Consider the following 14,840-nt stretch of genomic DNA (forward strand, 5'->3'; position numbering starts at 1 on the left):
TTTTTATGAAAAGGTAAGAGGTAATCACTATGACAGAAGAAAAAAAACGAGGTTTTAAAATTCCTTCTTCTTACACTGTTTTGTTTATCATCATTGCTATTATGGCAGTATTAACCTGGTTTATTCCAGCTGGTGCTTATGAGACTGCTAAGGATGGCGGTGTGATTTCAGGGACCTACCAAACGGTTAAGTCAAACCCTCAGGGCTTTTTTGACATTTTAATGGCACCTGTTCGAGGCATGCTAGGTGTCAAAGGGACTGAAGGGGCAATTCAGGTTTCTTTCTTTATTTTGATGGTTGGTGGCTTTTTAGGGGTTGTCAACAAGACAGGTGCGCTTGATACAGGGATTGCTTCTGTTGTGCGTAAAAATAAGGGTAGAGAAAAGCTGCTTATTGCGATTTTGATTCCTTTGTTTGCACTTGGTGGCACAACCTACGGAATGGGAGAAGAAACAATGGCGTTTTACCCTCTTCTTATTCCGGTAATGATTGCGGTTGGCTTTGATAGCATTGTTGCAGTAGCTATTATCCTGATTGGTTCGCAGATTGGCTGTTTGGCTTCAACCATCAATCCCTTTGCTACTGGAGTGGCAGCAGATGCAGCTGGTGTTAGTATCGCAGATGGTATGATTTGGCGGATTATCCAATGGTTTATCCTTGTTGGTATGTCTATCTGGTTTGTTTACAGTTACGCTAGCAAGATTGAAAAAGACCCAAGCAAGTCTCTTGTGGCTGATAAGGCCGAAGAGCATAAGGAATTCTTCCAGCTACAAAATTCCGGCGAGGATTTGACTAGTCGTCAACGAAAGGTTTTAGCTATCTTTACCTTGACATTTGTCATCATGATTCTTAGCTTGATTCCTTGGGAAGATTTTGGCATTAAGCTGTTTACAAATATCAATACTTGGCTAACAACTACACCTGTTTTAGGTGGTATTATTGGTAAAACAATGGGAGCCTTTGGAACCTGGTATTTCCCAGAAATTACCATGCTCTTTATCATGATGGGTGTTTTAGTGGCTATTGTTTATCGCATGAGTGAAGAAGACTTCTTCTCAGCCTTTCTAAGTGGTGCAGGTGAATTCCTTGGTGTTGCGATTATTTGTGCGGTAGCGCGTGGTATCCAAGTGATCATGAATGGTGGTATGATTACAGCAACCATTCTTCATTGGGGTGAAACAGGTCTTGCAGGCTTGTCATCACAGGTCTTTGTTATCTTAGCTTATATTTTCTATTTACCAATGTCCTTCTTGATTCCATCAACCTCAGGGCTTGCTGGTGCAACTATGGGAATCATGGCACCGCTTGGACAATTCTCAAATGTTCCTGCTCACTTGGTTATCACAGCCTTCCAATCAGCATCAGGTATCTTAAACATGATTTCACCAACCTCTGCTATTGTTATGGGGGCGCTTGCGCTTGGACGTATTGATCTAAGTACTTGGTGGAAATTTATCGGCAAGTTTATCGTTATGGTAATGCTTGTTAGTGTTCTGCTATTAGTAGTAGCGACATTCTTTTAAGAGATAGGAGGCTTCTATGGAAACCTATATCCAATCAAGACACCAAGAGGCTTGTGTGGCTGCGATTAAAAAAATAGTGTCTTACCCTTCTGTGCTGAATGAGGGGGAAAATGGCACACCCTTTGGTCAAGCTATTCAAGATGTTCTTGAAGCAACCTTAGCCTTATGCCAAGACCTTGGTTTTAAAACCTATATTGATCCTAAAGGCTATTATGGCTATGCTGAATTAGGTGATCAAACAGAGGTGCTTGCTATTCTTTGTCACTTAGATGTGGTGCCTGCTGGTGATTTGAAGCTATGGCATACAGATCCCTTTACTTGTATTGAAAAAGATGGCTGCTTGTACGGACGTGGCACTCAAGATGACAAGGGGCCTTCGATGATGGCACTCTTTGCCACTAAAGCACTCATGGACGCTGGTGTGGTCTTTAACAAACGCATTCGCTTTATCTTTGGAACAGACGAAGAAACCCTCTGGCGCTGTATGAACCGTTATAATGAAGTAGAAGAGGAGGCAACCTTTGGTTTTGCCCCAGACTCAAGCTTTCCATTGACCTATGCTGAAAAAGGGCTTTTACAAGCCAAGCTAGTTGGTAAGGGGTCGGCTAGACTCAATCTTGAGGTTGGTCAGGCCTATAATGTCGTTCCAGCCAGAGCTTCTTATCAGGGAGACAAGCTAGAGGCATTAGGTGAAGAGCTTGATAGGCTTGGCTTTGAATATGTTGTCAAAGATGGTGAGCTAACCGTCTATGGACTTGCTCAGCATGCTAAAGACGCTCCAGACGGGATTAACGCCCTTATCAGACTTGCAAAGGCTCTTGTAGTGCTTGAGCCAGAGCCAGTCCTTGACTTTCTTGCTCATGTGGTTGATGAAGACGGCAGAGCAGTCAATATTTTTGGTCCAGTTCAGGACGAGCCATCAGGAGGGCTTAGCTTCAACGTAGCTGGTCTTACCTTAACAAAAGAGATGACAGAGATTCGTTTGGACATTCGGATTCCGGTCTTAGCAGATAAAGATACCTTAGTAGACCAGTTAAGCCAAAAAGTGCAGGACTATGGTCTAGCTTACGAGGAATTTGATTATTTGGCACCCTTATATGTGCCCTTGGACAGCGAGCTAGTGACTACTCTGTTAGAGGTATATCGTGAAAAAACAGGGGATCAATCACCAGCCCAATCATCAGGTGGAGCAACCTTTGCTCGTACAATGGCTAATTGTGTGGCCTTTGGAGCATTATTCCCTGATGCTGTTCAAACAGAACACCAAGAAAATGAACGTATCGTCTTAGCGGATGCCTACCGTGCAATGGATATTTACGCGGAAGCCATCTACCGACTAACACGATAAGATGAGGAGTATCATATATGACAAAACAAAAAATTGTTGTCGCACTTGGAGGAAATGCAATCCTCTCAACAGACGCGTCAGCTAAGGCACAACAAGAGGCCTTGGTTTCGACATCAAAATCACTAGTGAAGTTAATCAAAGAAGGCCATGAGGTGATTATCACGCATGGCAATGGTCCGCAGGTTGGTAATCTCTTATTGCAGCAGGCAGCAGCTGATTCTGAGAAAAATCCAGCTATGCCATTAGATACCTGCGTTGCTATGACAGAAGGTAGCATTGGTTTTTGGCTAGTCAACGCGCTAGACAATGAGCTACAAGCCCAAGGCATCACAAAAGAAGTAGCAGCAGTTGTCACCCAGGTCATTGTTGATGAAAATGACCCTGCCTTTAAAAACCCGACTAAACCAATTGGTCCTTTCTTGACCGAAGAAGACGCTAAAAAGCAAATGGCAGAATCAGGTGCTAGCTTCAAGGAGGATGCTGGTCGTGGCTGGCGTAAGGTGGTGCCATCACCAAAGCCAATTGGTATCAAAGAAGCCAATGTGATTAGAAGCCTAGTTGATTCTGGTGTTGTGGTTGTCAGTGCTGGTGGTGGCGGTGTGCCAGTTGTGAAAGACCCTACAAGTAAAACACTTACAGGTGTGGAAGCTGTTATTGACAAAGACTTTGCTAGCCAAACCCTTTCAGAATTGGTTGACGCTGATCTCTTTATTGTCTTGACAGGTGTTGATAATGTCTATGTTAACTTTAACAAGCCTGATCAAAGAAAATTGGAAGAGGTAACGGTTTCTCAAATGAAGGAATACATCGCTCAGGACCAATTTGCTCCCGGAAGCATGCTGCCTAAGGTGGAGGCTGCAATTGCTTTTGTGGAAAACAAACCAAATGCCAAAGCTATCATCACATCGTTAGAAAATATTGACAATGTTCTCTCAGCAAATGCTGGTACACAAATTATCGCAGGCTAATTCAGATGACTGCACAATGAGCTTAGGCTTTTGTGCTTTGATAGGTTTTAGCTGATAAGCTTGAAAAATTGATTTAAAAGGTTAAATTAGGTTAATTTAGCCTTTTCTTTTACTTTTAATCGGTGTATAATAAGCGTAATATTTTTTTATTTTTACTCATGATTAGAATGGTAAAAAATAAAGGTGACTTAGTCGCGAAAATGATTTAAAGGAGGAGCTATGAAAAAAAGCTTTATTCATCAACAAGAGGAAATTTCCTTTGTTAAAAATACATTTACGCAGTATTTGATTGCTAAGCTTGATGTTGTTGAGGTGCAGGGACCTATTTTAAGTAGGGTCGGAGACGGCATGCAGGATAATTTATCTGGGGTTGAAAATCCGGTATCTGTCCATGTCCTGAATATTCCTAATGCGACCTTTGAGGTGGTGCATTCGCTAGCAAAATGGAAGCGTCATACCTTAGCACGTTTTGGCTTTAATGAGGGTGAAGGTCTTGTGGTGAATATGAAAGCGCTCCGTCCTGATGAAGATTCGCTAGACCAGACGCATTCAGTGTATGTGGACCAGTGGGATTGGGAGAAGGTTATCCCTGATGGCCAGCGTAACCTAGCTTACCTCAAAGAGACTGTTGAGACGATTTACAAGGTTATCCGCTTGACAGAGCTAGCTGTTGAGGCACGCTATGATATTGAAGCTGTCTTGCCAAAGAAAATTACCTTCATTCACACCGAGGAGCTTGTTGCCAGATACCCTAATTTGACACCAAAGGAGCGTGAAAATGCTATCACAAAAGAATTTGGTGCGGTATTTTTGATTGGTATTGGCGGTGTATTGCCAGATGGCAAGCCACATGATGGTCGTGCGCCAGACTATGATGACTGGACCAGTGAGTCAGAAAATGGCTACCATGGCTTAAATGGTGATATTCTCGTTTGGAATGAGCAGCTAGGCACAGCCTTTGAGCTATCCTCAATGGGAATTCGTGTTGATGAAGAGGCTCTAAAGCGTCAGGTGGACATTACTGGAGATCAGGAACGCCTACAATTTGATTGGCACAAATCGCTGCTAAATGGTCTGTTCCCCCTAACCATCGGTGGAGGAATTGGTCAATCGCGTATGGCCATGTTTTTGCTTCGTAAAAAGCACATTGGAGAGGTCCAAACATCGGTGTGGCCACAAGAGGTTCGCGATACCTACGACAATATTTTATAGATGATACAGAGGCTAGGTTTTTACCTATAGCCTCTATTTTTATAAGGTGATAATTCACTAGAGCTAATTTGATGCTATGTAAGCTAGTCAGTTATATAATAGGTCAGAAATTTGAAAAAATGAAGCATTTTTAAGGCTTGACACTAGATTTTTGTTATAATAACAGTTATGAGAATTGTATCAGGTGAATTTGGAGGGCGTCCCCTAAAAACGCTCGAAGGCAAGACTACTCGCCCCACATCAGATAAGGTACGTGGCGCGATTTTTAATATGATTGGTCCTTATTTTAAGGGTGGACGTGTCTTAGACTTGTTTGCTGGATCAGGTGGTCTATCAATAGAGGCTATTTCTAGGGGCATGTCAGAGGCAGTGCTGGTTGAGCGTGATCGTAAGGCGCAAGCCATTATTCAAGCTAATATTGAGATGACAAAAGCTAGCCAGCAATTTACGCTATTAAAAATGGACGCTGAGCGTGCGTTTGATCACTTATCCGGGCAGTTTGATGTGGTGTTTTTGGACCCACCCTATGCCAAGGAAGCAATAGTGGCTAATATAGAAGCCTTAGCTGAAAGAGGTCTTTTGAGTGATGATGTGATGATTGTTTGTGAGACGGATCGGTCGGTAGCTCTGCCAGAGGAAATTGCCTGGCTAGGGATCTGGAAAGAAAAACAATATGGAATTAGCAAGGTAACAGTATATGTCAGGTAAGATTGGACTTTATACAGGGTCATTTGACCCAGTGACAAACGGACACATGGATATGATTAAGCGTGCTAGTCATTTGTTTGAGCATGTTTATGTCGGGATTTTTAACAATCCAAATAAGCAGGGCTTTTTTACTTTTGAGCTGCGAGCGCAGATGCTAAGAGAAGCGGTTTGTGCCTTGCCAAATGTGACAGTGGTTTCTGCCAAGCATGGTCTTGCGGTTGATCTGGCTAGGGAGCTGTCTGTGACCCACCTTATCCGAGGGCTTCGCAATACAGCTGATTTTGACTATGAGGCAGGCTTAGAGTATTTTAATCATAGACTAGCCCCTGATATTGAGACCATTTACCTGATGGCGACTCATGATCTTCAGCCAATTAGCTCTAGTCGTATCAGAGAGTTGATTGCTTTTAGAGCGTCAATTACCGGTTTGGTTCCGCAGGCTGTTATTAATCAAGTGGAGAAAATGAATGAAAACAATAAAAAAATTTAAATGGTGGCTGATTGGCTTTGTTGCCTTGCTTTTTCTACTGTTGACACTGTTTTTCCCCTTGCCTTATTATATTGAAATGCCAGGTGGAGCCTATGATATTCGCTCGGTATTGACTGTCAATGGCAAAGAGGATAAGGAAAAGGGAGCTTATCAGTTTGTTGTGGTGAGCTTCAGTCGGGCTACCTTGGCTAAATTGCTCTATGCTTGGCTAACGCCTTTCACTGAGATTAGCACCATGGAAGATACTACTGGTGGCTATAGCGATGCTGATTACCTGCGAATTAATCGCTTTTATATGGAAACCTCTCAAAACAGCGCTGTTTACCAGGCCCTTACTCTAGCAGGTAAGGAGGTAAGCTTTGATTATAAGGGTGTTTATGTCTTAGACGTCAGCAAGGATTCTAGCTTTAAAGGTGTGCTGCACCTAGCAGATACAGTGACAGGTGTCAACGGTAAAACATTTACAACGTCTGCCGATCTGATTGATTATGTTTCTCATTTGACCTTGGGAGATGAGGTGCAGGTACAATTTACAACCGCTGGTGAGTCAAAGACTGAAAAAGGAAAGATTATTAAGCTTAAAAACGGTAAAAATGGGATTGGCATTACCCTGACAGACCACACACAGGTCATTTCTGGTGATGAGGTCGACTTTAGCACCGGAGGTGTGGGTGGACCAAGTGCAGGCTTGATGTTTACTCTTGATATTTATGATCAAATCAATCACGAAGACTTGCGCAAGGGACGTGTGATTGCTGGTACAGGAACCATTGGCAAGGATGGAAAAGTTGGAGATATTGGCGGGGCGGGCCTAAAGGTGGCTGCCGCCGCCGCTGCTGGTGCTGATATTTTCTTTGTTCCAAATAATCCTGTGCATAAGGACGTCAAAAAAGCAAATCCTAAGGCTATTAGCAATTACGAGGAGGCTAAAAAAGCAGCTAAACGACTAAAGACAGCAATGAAAATTATTCCTGTGAAAACCGTTCAAGATGCTATAAGCTACCTTAAAAAATAGAAGCAATGTATGACTTGCCTTCTTTAAGGGCCTGTCTAGAAGCAATGTAAAGCAAGCTAATAGGATATGCTCTGTCTTGCCTCTGGTTGGGAGCTTAGCGACCTCAAAGGTTTTGAGACCTAAGCATAAGGTCTGGGCAGGGCATTCTAGAGCTAGACTGGTTGCTTGATCCTGAACAAGGAAGATCGCCAAGGAAGAATAACCTCCTCAGGCTGAAATAGTCTGTAGGAAAATTTTCCACCATTTATTAAGACTTTTTGAAGAAAATCGGCTCCATGTCAACTGTAGTGGGTAATTGACAAGCTAACATCTGGAGAGGACCAATTTGGTCTTCTCTTTTTTCATATTGATAGCGATCAAAATCCGTCTTTTAAAGTTTTCAAAGTTCCGAAATCCAAAAGCATTGCGCTTGATGACTTTGATGAGATTATTGGTAGCCTCCAGTTTAGCGTTAGAATAAGGCAAATCCAGTGCGTTCTCAATCTTGTCTCTGTCTTTCAAAAAGGTCTTGAAAACGGTCTGAAAGAGAGGATTGCTGCTGTCTATCTGCTCCTCAATCAGGCCGAAAAAGTGGTCAGCTTGCTTTTCCTGGAAGTGAAAAAGCAGAAGCTGATAAAGGTCATAATGCTTTCTAAGCTCGTCAGAGTAGCTCAAAAGACGCTCGACCACCTCCTTGTTTGTCAAATGCATGCGAAAAGTCGGGCGGTAAAAACGCTTGTCACTGAGTTTGCTACTATCTTGTTGAATCAGCTTCCAGTAACGTTTCAAAGCCTTGTATTCGTGGGATTTTCGATCAAAAGAGTTCATGATTTGAGTACGGATACGGTTCATGGCACGTCCCAAATGTTGCACAATGTGGAAACGATCAAGGACAATCTGAGCGTTTGGGAAAAGCATCTTAGCCAGGTTGTAATAGGGGGTAAACATATCCATGGTGATGAGTTTAACGTCGTTTCTGACCTGCCGAGGATATCTCAGGAAGTGGTTGCGAATGACAGCTTTCGTCCGTCCATCCAAAATAGCGATGATGTTGTTGGTGTCAAAGTCCTGAGCAATAAAGCTCATCTTGCCCTTCTTAAAGGCATATTCATCCCAGGACATATGTTCGGGTAAATAAGTCAAATGAGACTTGAACGTGAACTCGTTGAGCTTTCGCATGACGGTTGAGGTGGAGATGGATAGTCTATCAGCGATAGCGGTCATGGAGACTTTCTCGATGAGAAGCTGGGCCACCTTCTGTTTGACGATGGTTGGTATTTGATGGTTTTTAGGGACTAGAGAAGTCTCAGCGACAGTAATTTTTCCGCAAAACTGACATTTGAAACGGCGCTTTTTGAGGCGAATCAAAGTCTTGTAGCCTGCGCAATCGAGAAAAGGGACCTTGGATTCCCGTTGGAAGTCGTACTTGCCCATCTGACTTTGGCAGTTAGGGCAAGGTGGGGCATCGTAGTCAAGGACAGCTTTCAATTCCTTATGAGTTTTCATGTCGTGTATTTCTTTGGAGAATGTGATATGAGGGTCTTTAATTCCCAGTAGTTGTGTGATAACATGTGATTGTTCCATATGAGTCTTTCTAAATGATAGTTTAGTCGCTTTTCATTATAGGTCATATGGGACTTTTTTGATACTCATAAAGCCCTATAACCCCTGCAGTGGACTTACCCACTACAGAAATTATAGAGCCAGAAAATCACTTAAAGACAGTAAGGTATTAGGCTTTACTGTCTTAGTTTTTCTTGCCTGCAGTTATGGCTGCTGCTGACACCGCATCAAGACTTGATAGCCAGCAGAGCACAAGAAAGCTGCTTTAGATCAAGTCTATTTTCTCTGCTGATTAGTAAAGAAGGCTCTAGTAGGCATTGTTGTCAGTCTGCTTACAAAAATCTAAAAATAGTGTATAATAGGTAGGCTATGGGCTGTCAGGAGCTGCTAGCCTGCCTGCTGAGACTAGCCCTTTGAAAAGAGCAAGTATAGCTCTTTGTAGAATAACCCAGGATTAACGATTAACAAACATGAAAACTAATGCTAAGGAAAGGAGCTATATGAAAAGAGATATTTCACCAGAGATGTATAATTACAATAAATTTCCCGGTCCGGAATTTATTCATTTTGACCATTATGTTAAGGCTGAAGGCATTGAGTTATTGCTGCTGAAAAATGAAAAAAATGCTTTTAATACAACAAGCTTTGGTCAGCGCTTTACAGAGATATTATTAAAGTATGATTATATTGTTGGAGATTGGGGCAACGAACAGCTGCGGCTCAAGGGCTTTTACAAGGATCATCATGATGTCAAAAAAGCTAGCCGTATTTCTAGATTAGAAGACTATATCAAAGAATTTTGTAACTTTGGCTGTGCTTATTTTGTTTTGGAAAACCCTAATCCCAAGGACATGCCAAAAGAGGAGGATAGACCATCAAGGCGCAGGAAATCGTCTAAAGCCAATCGCCGCAGAAATCAGCCTCAGCATAGTCAGCAGGCACCTGCTAAAGACAACTTCAAAAAGCTAACCAAGGATAGGTCAGCGGACAAGCCAAGCTTTACCAGCAAAAAGCGCCCAGCTCCTAATAAGACCAAGGGAAACCAAAGGCGCTCTCGTACTAGTCAACTGAACCATAAAACGGATCACTTTATCATCAGAAAGAAGGACAATTAATCTATGAAACCATCAATCTATGGCCTAACGCGCGACGAGCTAATTGCTTGGGCGATTGACAATGGTCAAAAGGCATTCAGAGCGACACAGATTTGGGACTGGCTTTACAGAAAACGGGTTCAATCCTTTGATGAAATGACTAATATTTCTAAGGAATTTCTTGCCATTCTAAAGGACAGCTTTTGTATTAATCCCTTGAAGCAGCGTGTTGCTCAGGAATCAGCTGATGGAACGGTTAAGTATTTGTTTGAATTGCCAGATGGTATGCTGATTGAAACGGTTTTGATGCGTCAGCACTACGGGCAGTCGGTCTGTGTAACCACACAGGTTGGCTGTAATATAGGCTGCACCTTCTGCGCTAGTGGCTTGATTAAAAAGCAGCGGGATTTAAACAGTGGTGAAATCACTGCACAAATTATGATGGTGCAAAACTATTTTGATCAGCGTGCTCAAGACGAACGTGTCAGCCATGTTGTTGTGATGGGGATTGGAGAGCCCTTTGATAATTATCAAAATGTGATGACCTTTCTTCGGACGATCAATGATGATCATGGGCTTGCTATTGGTGCTCGTCACATTACTGTTTCAACCTCAGGCTTGGCTCACAAGATTCGCGAATTTGCCAATGAAGGAGTCCAAGTCAATCTGGCTGTGTCACTGCATGCACCTAATAATGAGCTGCGCTCAAGTATCATGAGGATCAATCGTTCCTTCCCACTTGATAAGCTCTTTTCAGCAATCGAATATTACATTGAAACAACTAATCGTCGTGTGACCTTTGAGTATATCATGCTTAATAAGGTTAATGATGGGGTAGAGCAGGCACAGGAATTGGCAGATTTGACCAAAAGGATTCGCAAGCTGTCTTATGTTAACCTGATTCCCTATAATCCTGTCTCAGAGCATGACCAATACAGTAGAAGTCCTAAGGAGCGTGTGGCAGCCTTTTATGACATTCTAAAGAAAAATGGAGTGAACTGTGTCGTTCGTCAGGAGCATGGTACAGATATTGATGCTGCCTGCGGTCAGCTGCGCTCTAATACCATGAAAAAGGACCGGCAAAAAGCGGCAGCTGCAAGGACATGATGACTTGGTCAAGGTTGCTGATTTGATTGATAGGAGATGGAGATAAAAATCTGACCCCAAATAAAGCAAACAAACAGGTCTAGTTTTCTGAGATCCCGAAAGCAGGTCTTGTTCGTTTTTTAATGAATGAGACTAGGTCATAAAGTACATGCGTTAAGAATGTCTAAAGTGCAGCTCTTTTTATCCCAGCTCCTCTCTTTGATCTTGGTAGCAGTTGTCAAGTAATTGCTAAGCAACGGTGTTTTATCTTTATTGGCTGTAAAAAAAGATATAGTGCCTTTATTCACACCTTTTCTGAAACACTTGAGCTTTTGATCGTTCCTTTTGGTGCTTCTGGTTTCCTAAGCTTTTCAGTACCATGAATCGAGGCAAAATAATAGGTGTTAGCCCTAGCTGCTTAATGTAGCTAGGGCTTTTGTGACCTAGCTGCCAGTAAGCCTTTCAAATAGCAATATGGTCATAAGGCCCAGTGTCAGATAGGGAATAAAAGGGATTTTCTTAGTTTGTAGAAGTAGGCAGGCTAGAATTCCGATCAGACTGGCAATTTGGACGATCCATAACAAAGAGCTAAGCTTGACCACAAGAGCAAGATTAGCTAGGTAAAGAAAATCTCCGGCACCAATATTGATAGGAAAAGCTACGCTTAGCAGTGCAAGCAAAAGCAATAGCACTGTTAACAGGTTAATGCTATAAAATGGCAGCAGCAACAAAAAGCTCATCAGCCAGATGAGCAAAGGATACTCTTGACTGTCTAAATCAAAAAAGCACAGTAGCAAAGAGAAGCATAGGAGATAAAGCTGTGTCCAGGTCAAGCCGCAAAGGGCAGACAGTCCGAAAATGAGGCTGGTGATTATTTCTAAATAAGGAAGCATAACCCAGTGCTTTTGTTCATGTTTAGAGTTGTAAGTGGGCTTTGCCATAGGAAAAAAGAGGCTTGAAAGATGAAGTTGACCTATATGGAGCTTGACCCAAGCCTTTGCTTGCTGTTCAGAAAACAGGTTAAGTATTAGCCGAAAGAGGTTTCCCACAAGAAAACCACAATAGCAATAAAAAATAGTGTTCATACTTATTTATCCGAAAAACAATTTAAATTCTTGCAATATTTTAAAAAACGGTGTACAATGAAACTATAAAACGAGAATGATTCTAAATAAGCTGTTGATACTTATCTGAATTGGCTCGTTATCGTCGAATGGAGCTGACAAGAGAGTGACTTTTCTTGCTGCATACCATTCATGCCCTTTTATATCTATCAGTAAGGAGAGTTTATTATGACAAACACACTCGTTGAAAACATTTATGCATCAGTAACTCATAATATTTCTAAAAAAGAAGCATCAAAAAATGAAAAAACCAAGGCTGTTTTAAATCAAGCAGTAGCAGATCTATCTGTAGCAGCTTCAATTGTTCATCAGGTTCATTGGTACATGCGTGGTCCTGGCTTTTTATACCTGCACCCTAAGATGGATGAGCTATTAGACCGCTTGAACGCGAACCTAGATGAGATGAGTGAGCGCTTGATTACTATTGGTGGGGCACCCTACTCAACCCTAGAGGAGTTTTCACAGCATTCTAAGCTAGATGAAACAAAGGGAAGCTATGATAAGTCAGTAGCTCAGCATTTAGCTCGTTTGGTAGAGGTTTACCTTTACCTTACCAGTCTTTATCAGGTTGGTTTAGACATTACTGATGAAGAGGGTGATGCTGCTTCAAATGATTTGTTCACAGCAGCAAAGGCTGACGCTGAAAAGACTATTTGGATGCTACAGGCAGAGCGTGGTCAAGGTCCTGCTATTTTCTAAAGCGTCATACAACTGATATAACATAAAAAAGGCAGAGCGTGGTATAGCCCTGTCTTTTTAACGCCTTTAAAGTCAGCTATTAGTGCTAGTGATGTCAGGTCTCACAGCTTTTTTATGATAGATGACCAACATTTTTAGACCTTGTCACCACAGCAGAGCATGTGGCATTTAGTCCACCTTGGGCTCACGTCGATGGTCTTACTTATGATATATCAAGGCTTGTGACATTACCGTTGCCTTTTATCTTCAGTCTGAGCTGCTGGTTCCTACTGCTGATGCTGCTTGATAGTGTTATAGTGATTTTCAGAAATATGGAAAGCGATTGCATAATTGTCTTGAAATCTCATGCGTAATTTGCTAAAATCTAGTTATATGAAAACATTATACGATGTACAGCAGCTGTTAAAAGGCTTTGGTATTGTTATCTACATGGGAAAGCGGCTTTATGATATTGAAATGATGAAAATAGAGCTGCAAAGGCTATATGATGGTGGCTTGTTGGATAAACAGGCTTATTTAACTGCTGAGCTGATTTTACGACGTGAGCATCGATTAGAGCTAAAAAGAGAAGGGCAAGAAAATGAGTCAAAAATTGATAGGGATTGATTTGGGCGGAACCACGATTAAATTTGGTATTTTAACCTCAGAGGGTGACGTTCAGGAAAAATGGGCGATTGAGACAAATGTTTTAGAGGACGGTAAACATATCGTTCCAGATATTGTCGCCTCACTCAAGCATCGCCTTGACCTTTATGGACTGACTAAGGACGATTTTATCGGTATTGGTATGGGCTCACCTGGAGCTGTCAATCGCACAGATCATACTGTTACGGGGGCCTTTAACCTCAACTGGAGAGGTACCCAGGAGGTGGGATCTGTTATTGAAAGGGAGCTAGGAATTCCCTTTGCTATTGATAATGACGCAAATGTTGCGGCCCTCGGCGAGCGCTGGGTCGGTGCAGGTGACAATAATCCTGATGTGGTCTTTATGACCTTAGGAACAGGTGTTGGTGGTGGTATCATCGCTGATGGGAACTTGATTCATGGTGTGGCTGGAGCTGGTGGTGAGATTGGGCACATGATAGTAGAGCCGCTTAAGGGCTTTGCTTGCACCTGTGGCTCACAGGGCTGCCTGGAGACAGTGGCCTCTGCTACAGGTGTTGTTAAGGTTGCTCGTCTGTTAGCAGAAGCCTACGAAGGAGATTCAGCCATCAAGGCAGCTATTGATAATGGAGAGGCTGTCTCAAGCAAGGACATTTTTGTTGCAGCGGAGGCTGGTGATGCTTTTGCCAACTCTGTTGTTGAAAAGGTCAGTTATTATCTAGGACTGGCAGCGGCTAATATCTCAAATATTTTGAACCCTGATTCGATCGTTATTGGCGGTGGTGTATCTGCTGCGGGTGAGTTTTTACGCTTACGTGTTGAAAAGTACTTTATGACTTTTACCTTTCCGCAGGTTAGACAGTCCACTAAGATCAAAATAGCAGAGCTTGGTAATGATGCTGGGATCATTGGTGCGGCTAGCCTTGCAAGACAATTTATCACAGAATAGGAGTTAATGATGTCACCACTTACAATGATTGGCTGGGTATTACTTGCGGGAGTGATTGCCTATTACCTTTGGAATTATGTTTCCTATAGAAGAATGGCAAAGCAGGTTGATAATGATACCTTTAAGGAGCTGATGCGTCAGGGGCAAGTGATTGACCTGCGTGATCCAGCTTCCTTTAGAGCAAGGCATATCCTAGGAGCTAGAAATTTTCCTGCCCAGCAGTTTGAAGCCTCTATTAAGGCTTTGAGAAAGGACAAGCCAATCTTGCTTTATGAAAATGTAAGACCTCAATACCGGGTCAAAGCAGTCAAAACGTTACGTAAGGCTGGCTATACTGACCTTTATGTCCTAAAGGAGGGACTAGATTATTGGAATGGTAAGGTTAAATAGCCTTATAGCCCTCTTTGTTGAGCTAGTTCTTGCTGCTATGTGTTGGAGCGTTGCAGGCAGCAGCTTATCTAAGCTTGTCATGCTAGTTT

At 42.4% G+C, this 14,840-nt stretch carries 15 protein-coding genes; 13 read left to right on the forward strand and 2 right to left on the reverse strand.

What is annotated here, in order from left to right; genetic code table 11:
- The first annotated feature begins 29 nt into the window (after positions 1 to 29).
- The 7 genes from I2432_RS03035 to I2432_RS03065 all read left to right on the forward strand — a co-directional run bounded on the left by I2432_RS03035 (position 30) and on the right by I2432_RS03065 (position 7,264).
- Positions 30 to 1,523 carry a YfcC family protein gene (locus I2432_RS03035; protein ID WP_014622488.1) on the forward strand — a complete coding sequence of 498 codons (1,494 nt, stop codon included), beginning with the start codon at positions 30 to 32 and terminating at the stop codon, positions 1,521 to 1,523.
- A gap of 16 nt (positions 1,524 to 1,539) precedes the next feature.
- The gene (locus I2432_RS03040) at positions 1,540 to 2,871 is read left to right on the forward strand and encodes a dipeptidase (RefSeq protein ID WP_206156364.1); all 1,332 of its coding nucleotides are present in this window, start codon (positions 1,540 to 1,542) and stop codon (positions 2,869 to 2,871) included.
- Positions 2,872 to 2,888: 17 nt separating this feature from the next.
- A complete protein-coding gene (gene arcC, locus I2432_RS03045; RefSeq protein WP_043029469.1) occupies positions 2,889 to 3,839 on the forward strand; it encodes a carbamate kinase in 951 nt (316 codons plus the stop codon).
- Positions 3,840 to 4,058: 219 nt separating this feature from the next.
- Positions 4,059 to 5,051 carry an aspartate--ammonia ligase gene (gene asnA / locus I2432_RS03050; protein WP_126436451.1) on the forward strand — a complete coding sequence of 331 codons (993 nt, stop codon included), beginning with the start codon at positions 4,059 to 4,061 and terminating at the stop codon, positions 5,049 to 5,051.
- A 168-nt stretch (positions 5,052 to 5,219) separates the two neighbouring features.
- Positions 5,220 to 5,759, forward strand: coding sequence for a 16S rRNA (guanine(966)-N(2))-methyltransferase RsmD (gene rsmD / locus I2432_RS03055; protein WP_014622490.1), 540 nt, complete (start codon positions 5,220 to 5,222; stop codon positions 5,757 to 5,759).
- The gene (gene coaD, locus I2432_RS03060) at positions 5,749 to 6,249 is read left to right on the forward strand and encodes a pantetheine-phosphate adenylyltransferase (protein WP_014622491.1); all 501 of its coding nucleotides are present in this window, start codon (positions 5,749 to 5,751) and stop codon (positions 6,247 to 6,249) included. Before rsmD ends, coaD begins: the two co-directional genes overlap by 11 nt.
- Positions 6,227 to 7,264: a SepM family pheromone-processing serine protease gene (locus I2432_RS03065; protein WP_206156363.1), complete on the forward strand. Its 1,038-nt coding sequence runs from the start codon at positions 6,227 to 6,229 to the stop codon at positions 7,262 to 7,264. Before coaD ends, I2432_RS03065 begins: the two co-directional genes overlap by 23 nt.
- Positions 7,265 to 7,567: 303 nt before the next feature.
- Here the strand turns inward: I2432_RS03065 and I2432_RS03070 are convergent, their stop codons facing one another.
- Positions 7,568 to 8,827: an ISL3-like element ISSeq1 family transposase gene (locus I2432_RS03070; RefSeq protein ID WP_014622678.1), complete on the reverse strand. Its 1,260-nt coding sequence runs from the start codon at positions 8,825 to 8,827 to the stop codon at positions 7,568 to 7,570.
- Between the two features lie 479 nt (positions 8,828 to 9,306).
- On the opposite strand from I2432_RS03070, the gene I2432_RS03075 reads away from it, so the two are divergent.
- Both I2432_RS03075 and rlmN read left to right on the forward strand, forming a co-directional pair.
- On the forward strand, positions 9,307 to 9,921 hold the full coding sequence (locus I2432_RS03075; RefSeq protein ID WP_012678319.1) for a YutD family protein: 615 nt from the start codon (positions 9,307 to 9,309) through the stop codon (positions 9,919 to 9,921).
- A 3-nt stretch (positions 9,922 to 9,924) separates the two neighbouring features.
- Positions 9,925 to 11,007 carry a dual-specificity RNA methyltransferase RlmN gene (gene rlmN / locus I2432_RS03080; protein ID WP_043030580.1) on the forward strand — a complete coding sequence of 361 codons (1,083 nt, stop codon included), beginning with the start codon at positions 9,925 to 9,927 and terminating at the stop codon, positions 11,005 to 11,007.
- 422 nt (positions 11,008 to 11,429) lie between these two features.
- On the opposite strand, the gene I2432_RS03085 is transcribed toward rlmN, so the two are convergent.
- On the reverse strand, positions 11,430 to 11,927 hold the full coding sequence (locus I2432_RS03085; protein WP_249093356.1) for an A24 family peptidase: 498 nt from the start codon (positions 11,925 to 11,927) through the stop codon (positions 11,430 to 11,432).
- 351 nt (positions 11,928 to 12,278) lie between these two features.
- Between I2432_RS03085 and I2432_RS03090 the strand changes: the two genes are divergently transcribed.
- The 4 genes from I2432_RS03090 (at position 12,279) to I2432_RS03105 (ending at position 14,751) form a co-directional block, all read left to right on the forward strand.
- Positions 12,279 to 12,809, forward strand: a complete 531-nt coding sequence (locus I2432_RS03090) for a Dps family protein (protein ID WP_012515230.1) — start codon at positions 12,279 to 12,281, stop codon at positions 12,807 to 12,809.
- Between the two features lie 372 nt (positions 12,810 to 13,181).
- A complete protein-coding gene (locus tag I2432_RS03095; RefSeq protein ID WP_012515231.1) occupies positions 13,182 to 13,415 on the forward strand; it encodes a YqgQ family protein in 234 nt (77 codons plus the stop codon).
- Positions 13,390 to 14,361, forward strand: a complete 972-nt coding sequence (locus tag I2432_RS03100; RefSeq protein ID WP_206153029.1) for an ROK family glucokinase — start codon at positions 13,390 to 13,392, stop codon at positions 14,359 to 14,361. The genes I2432_RS03095 and I2432_RS03100 overlap by 26 nt, the downstream gene beginning before the upstream one ends.
- 9 nt (positions 14,362 to 14,370) lie before the next feature.
- Positions 14,371 to 14,751, forward strand: a complete 381-nt coding sequence (locus I2432_RS03105; protein ID WP_012678312.1) for a rhodanese-like domain-containing protein — start codon at positions 14,371 to 14,373, stop codon at positions 14,749 to 14,751.
- Positions 14,752 to 14,840 lie beyond the last annotated feature (89 nt).

This window comes from Streptococcus equi subsp. zooepidemicus (genome assembly GCF_015689395.1).
Lineage (GTDB): Bacteria > Bacillota > Bacilli > Lactobacillales > Streptococcaceae > Streptococcus > Streptococcus equi.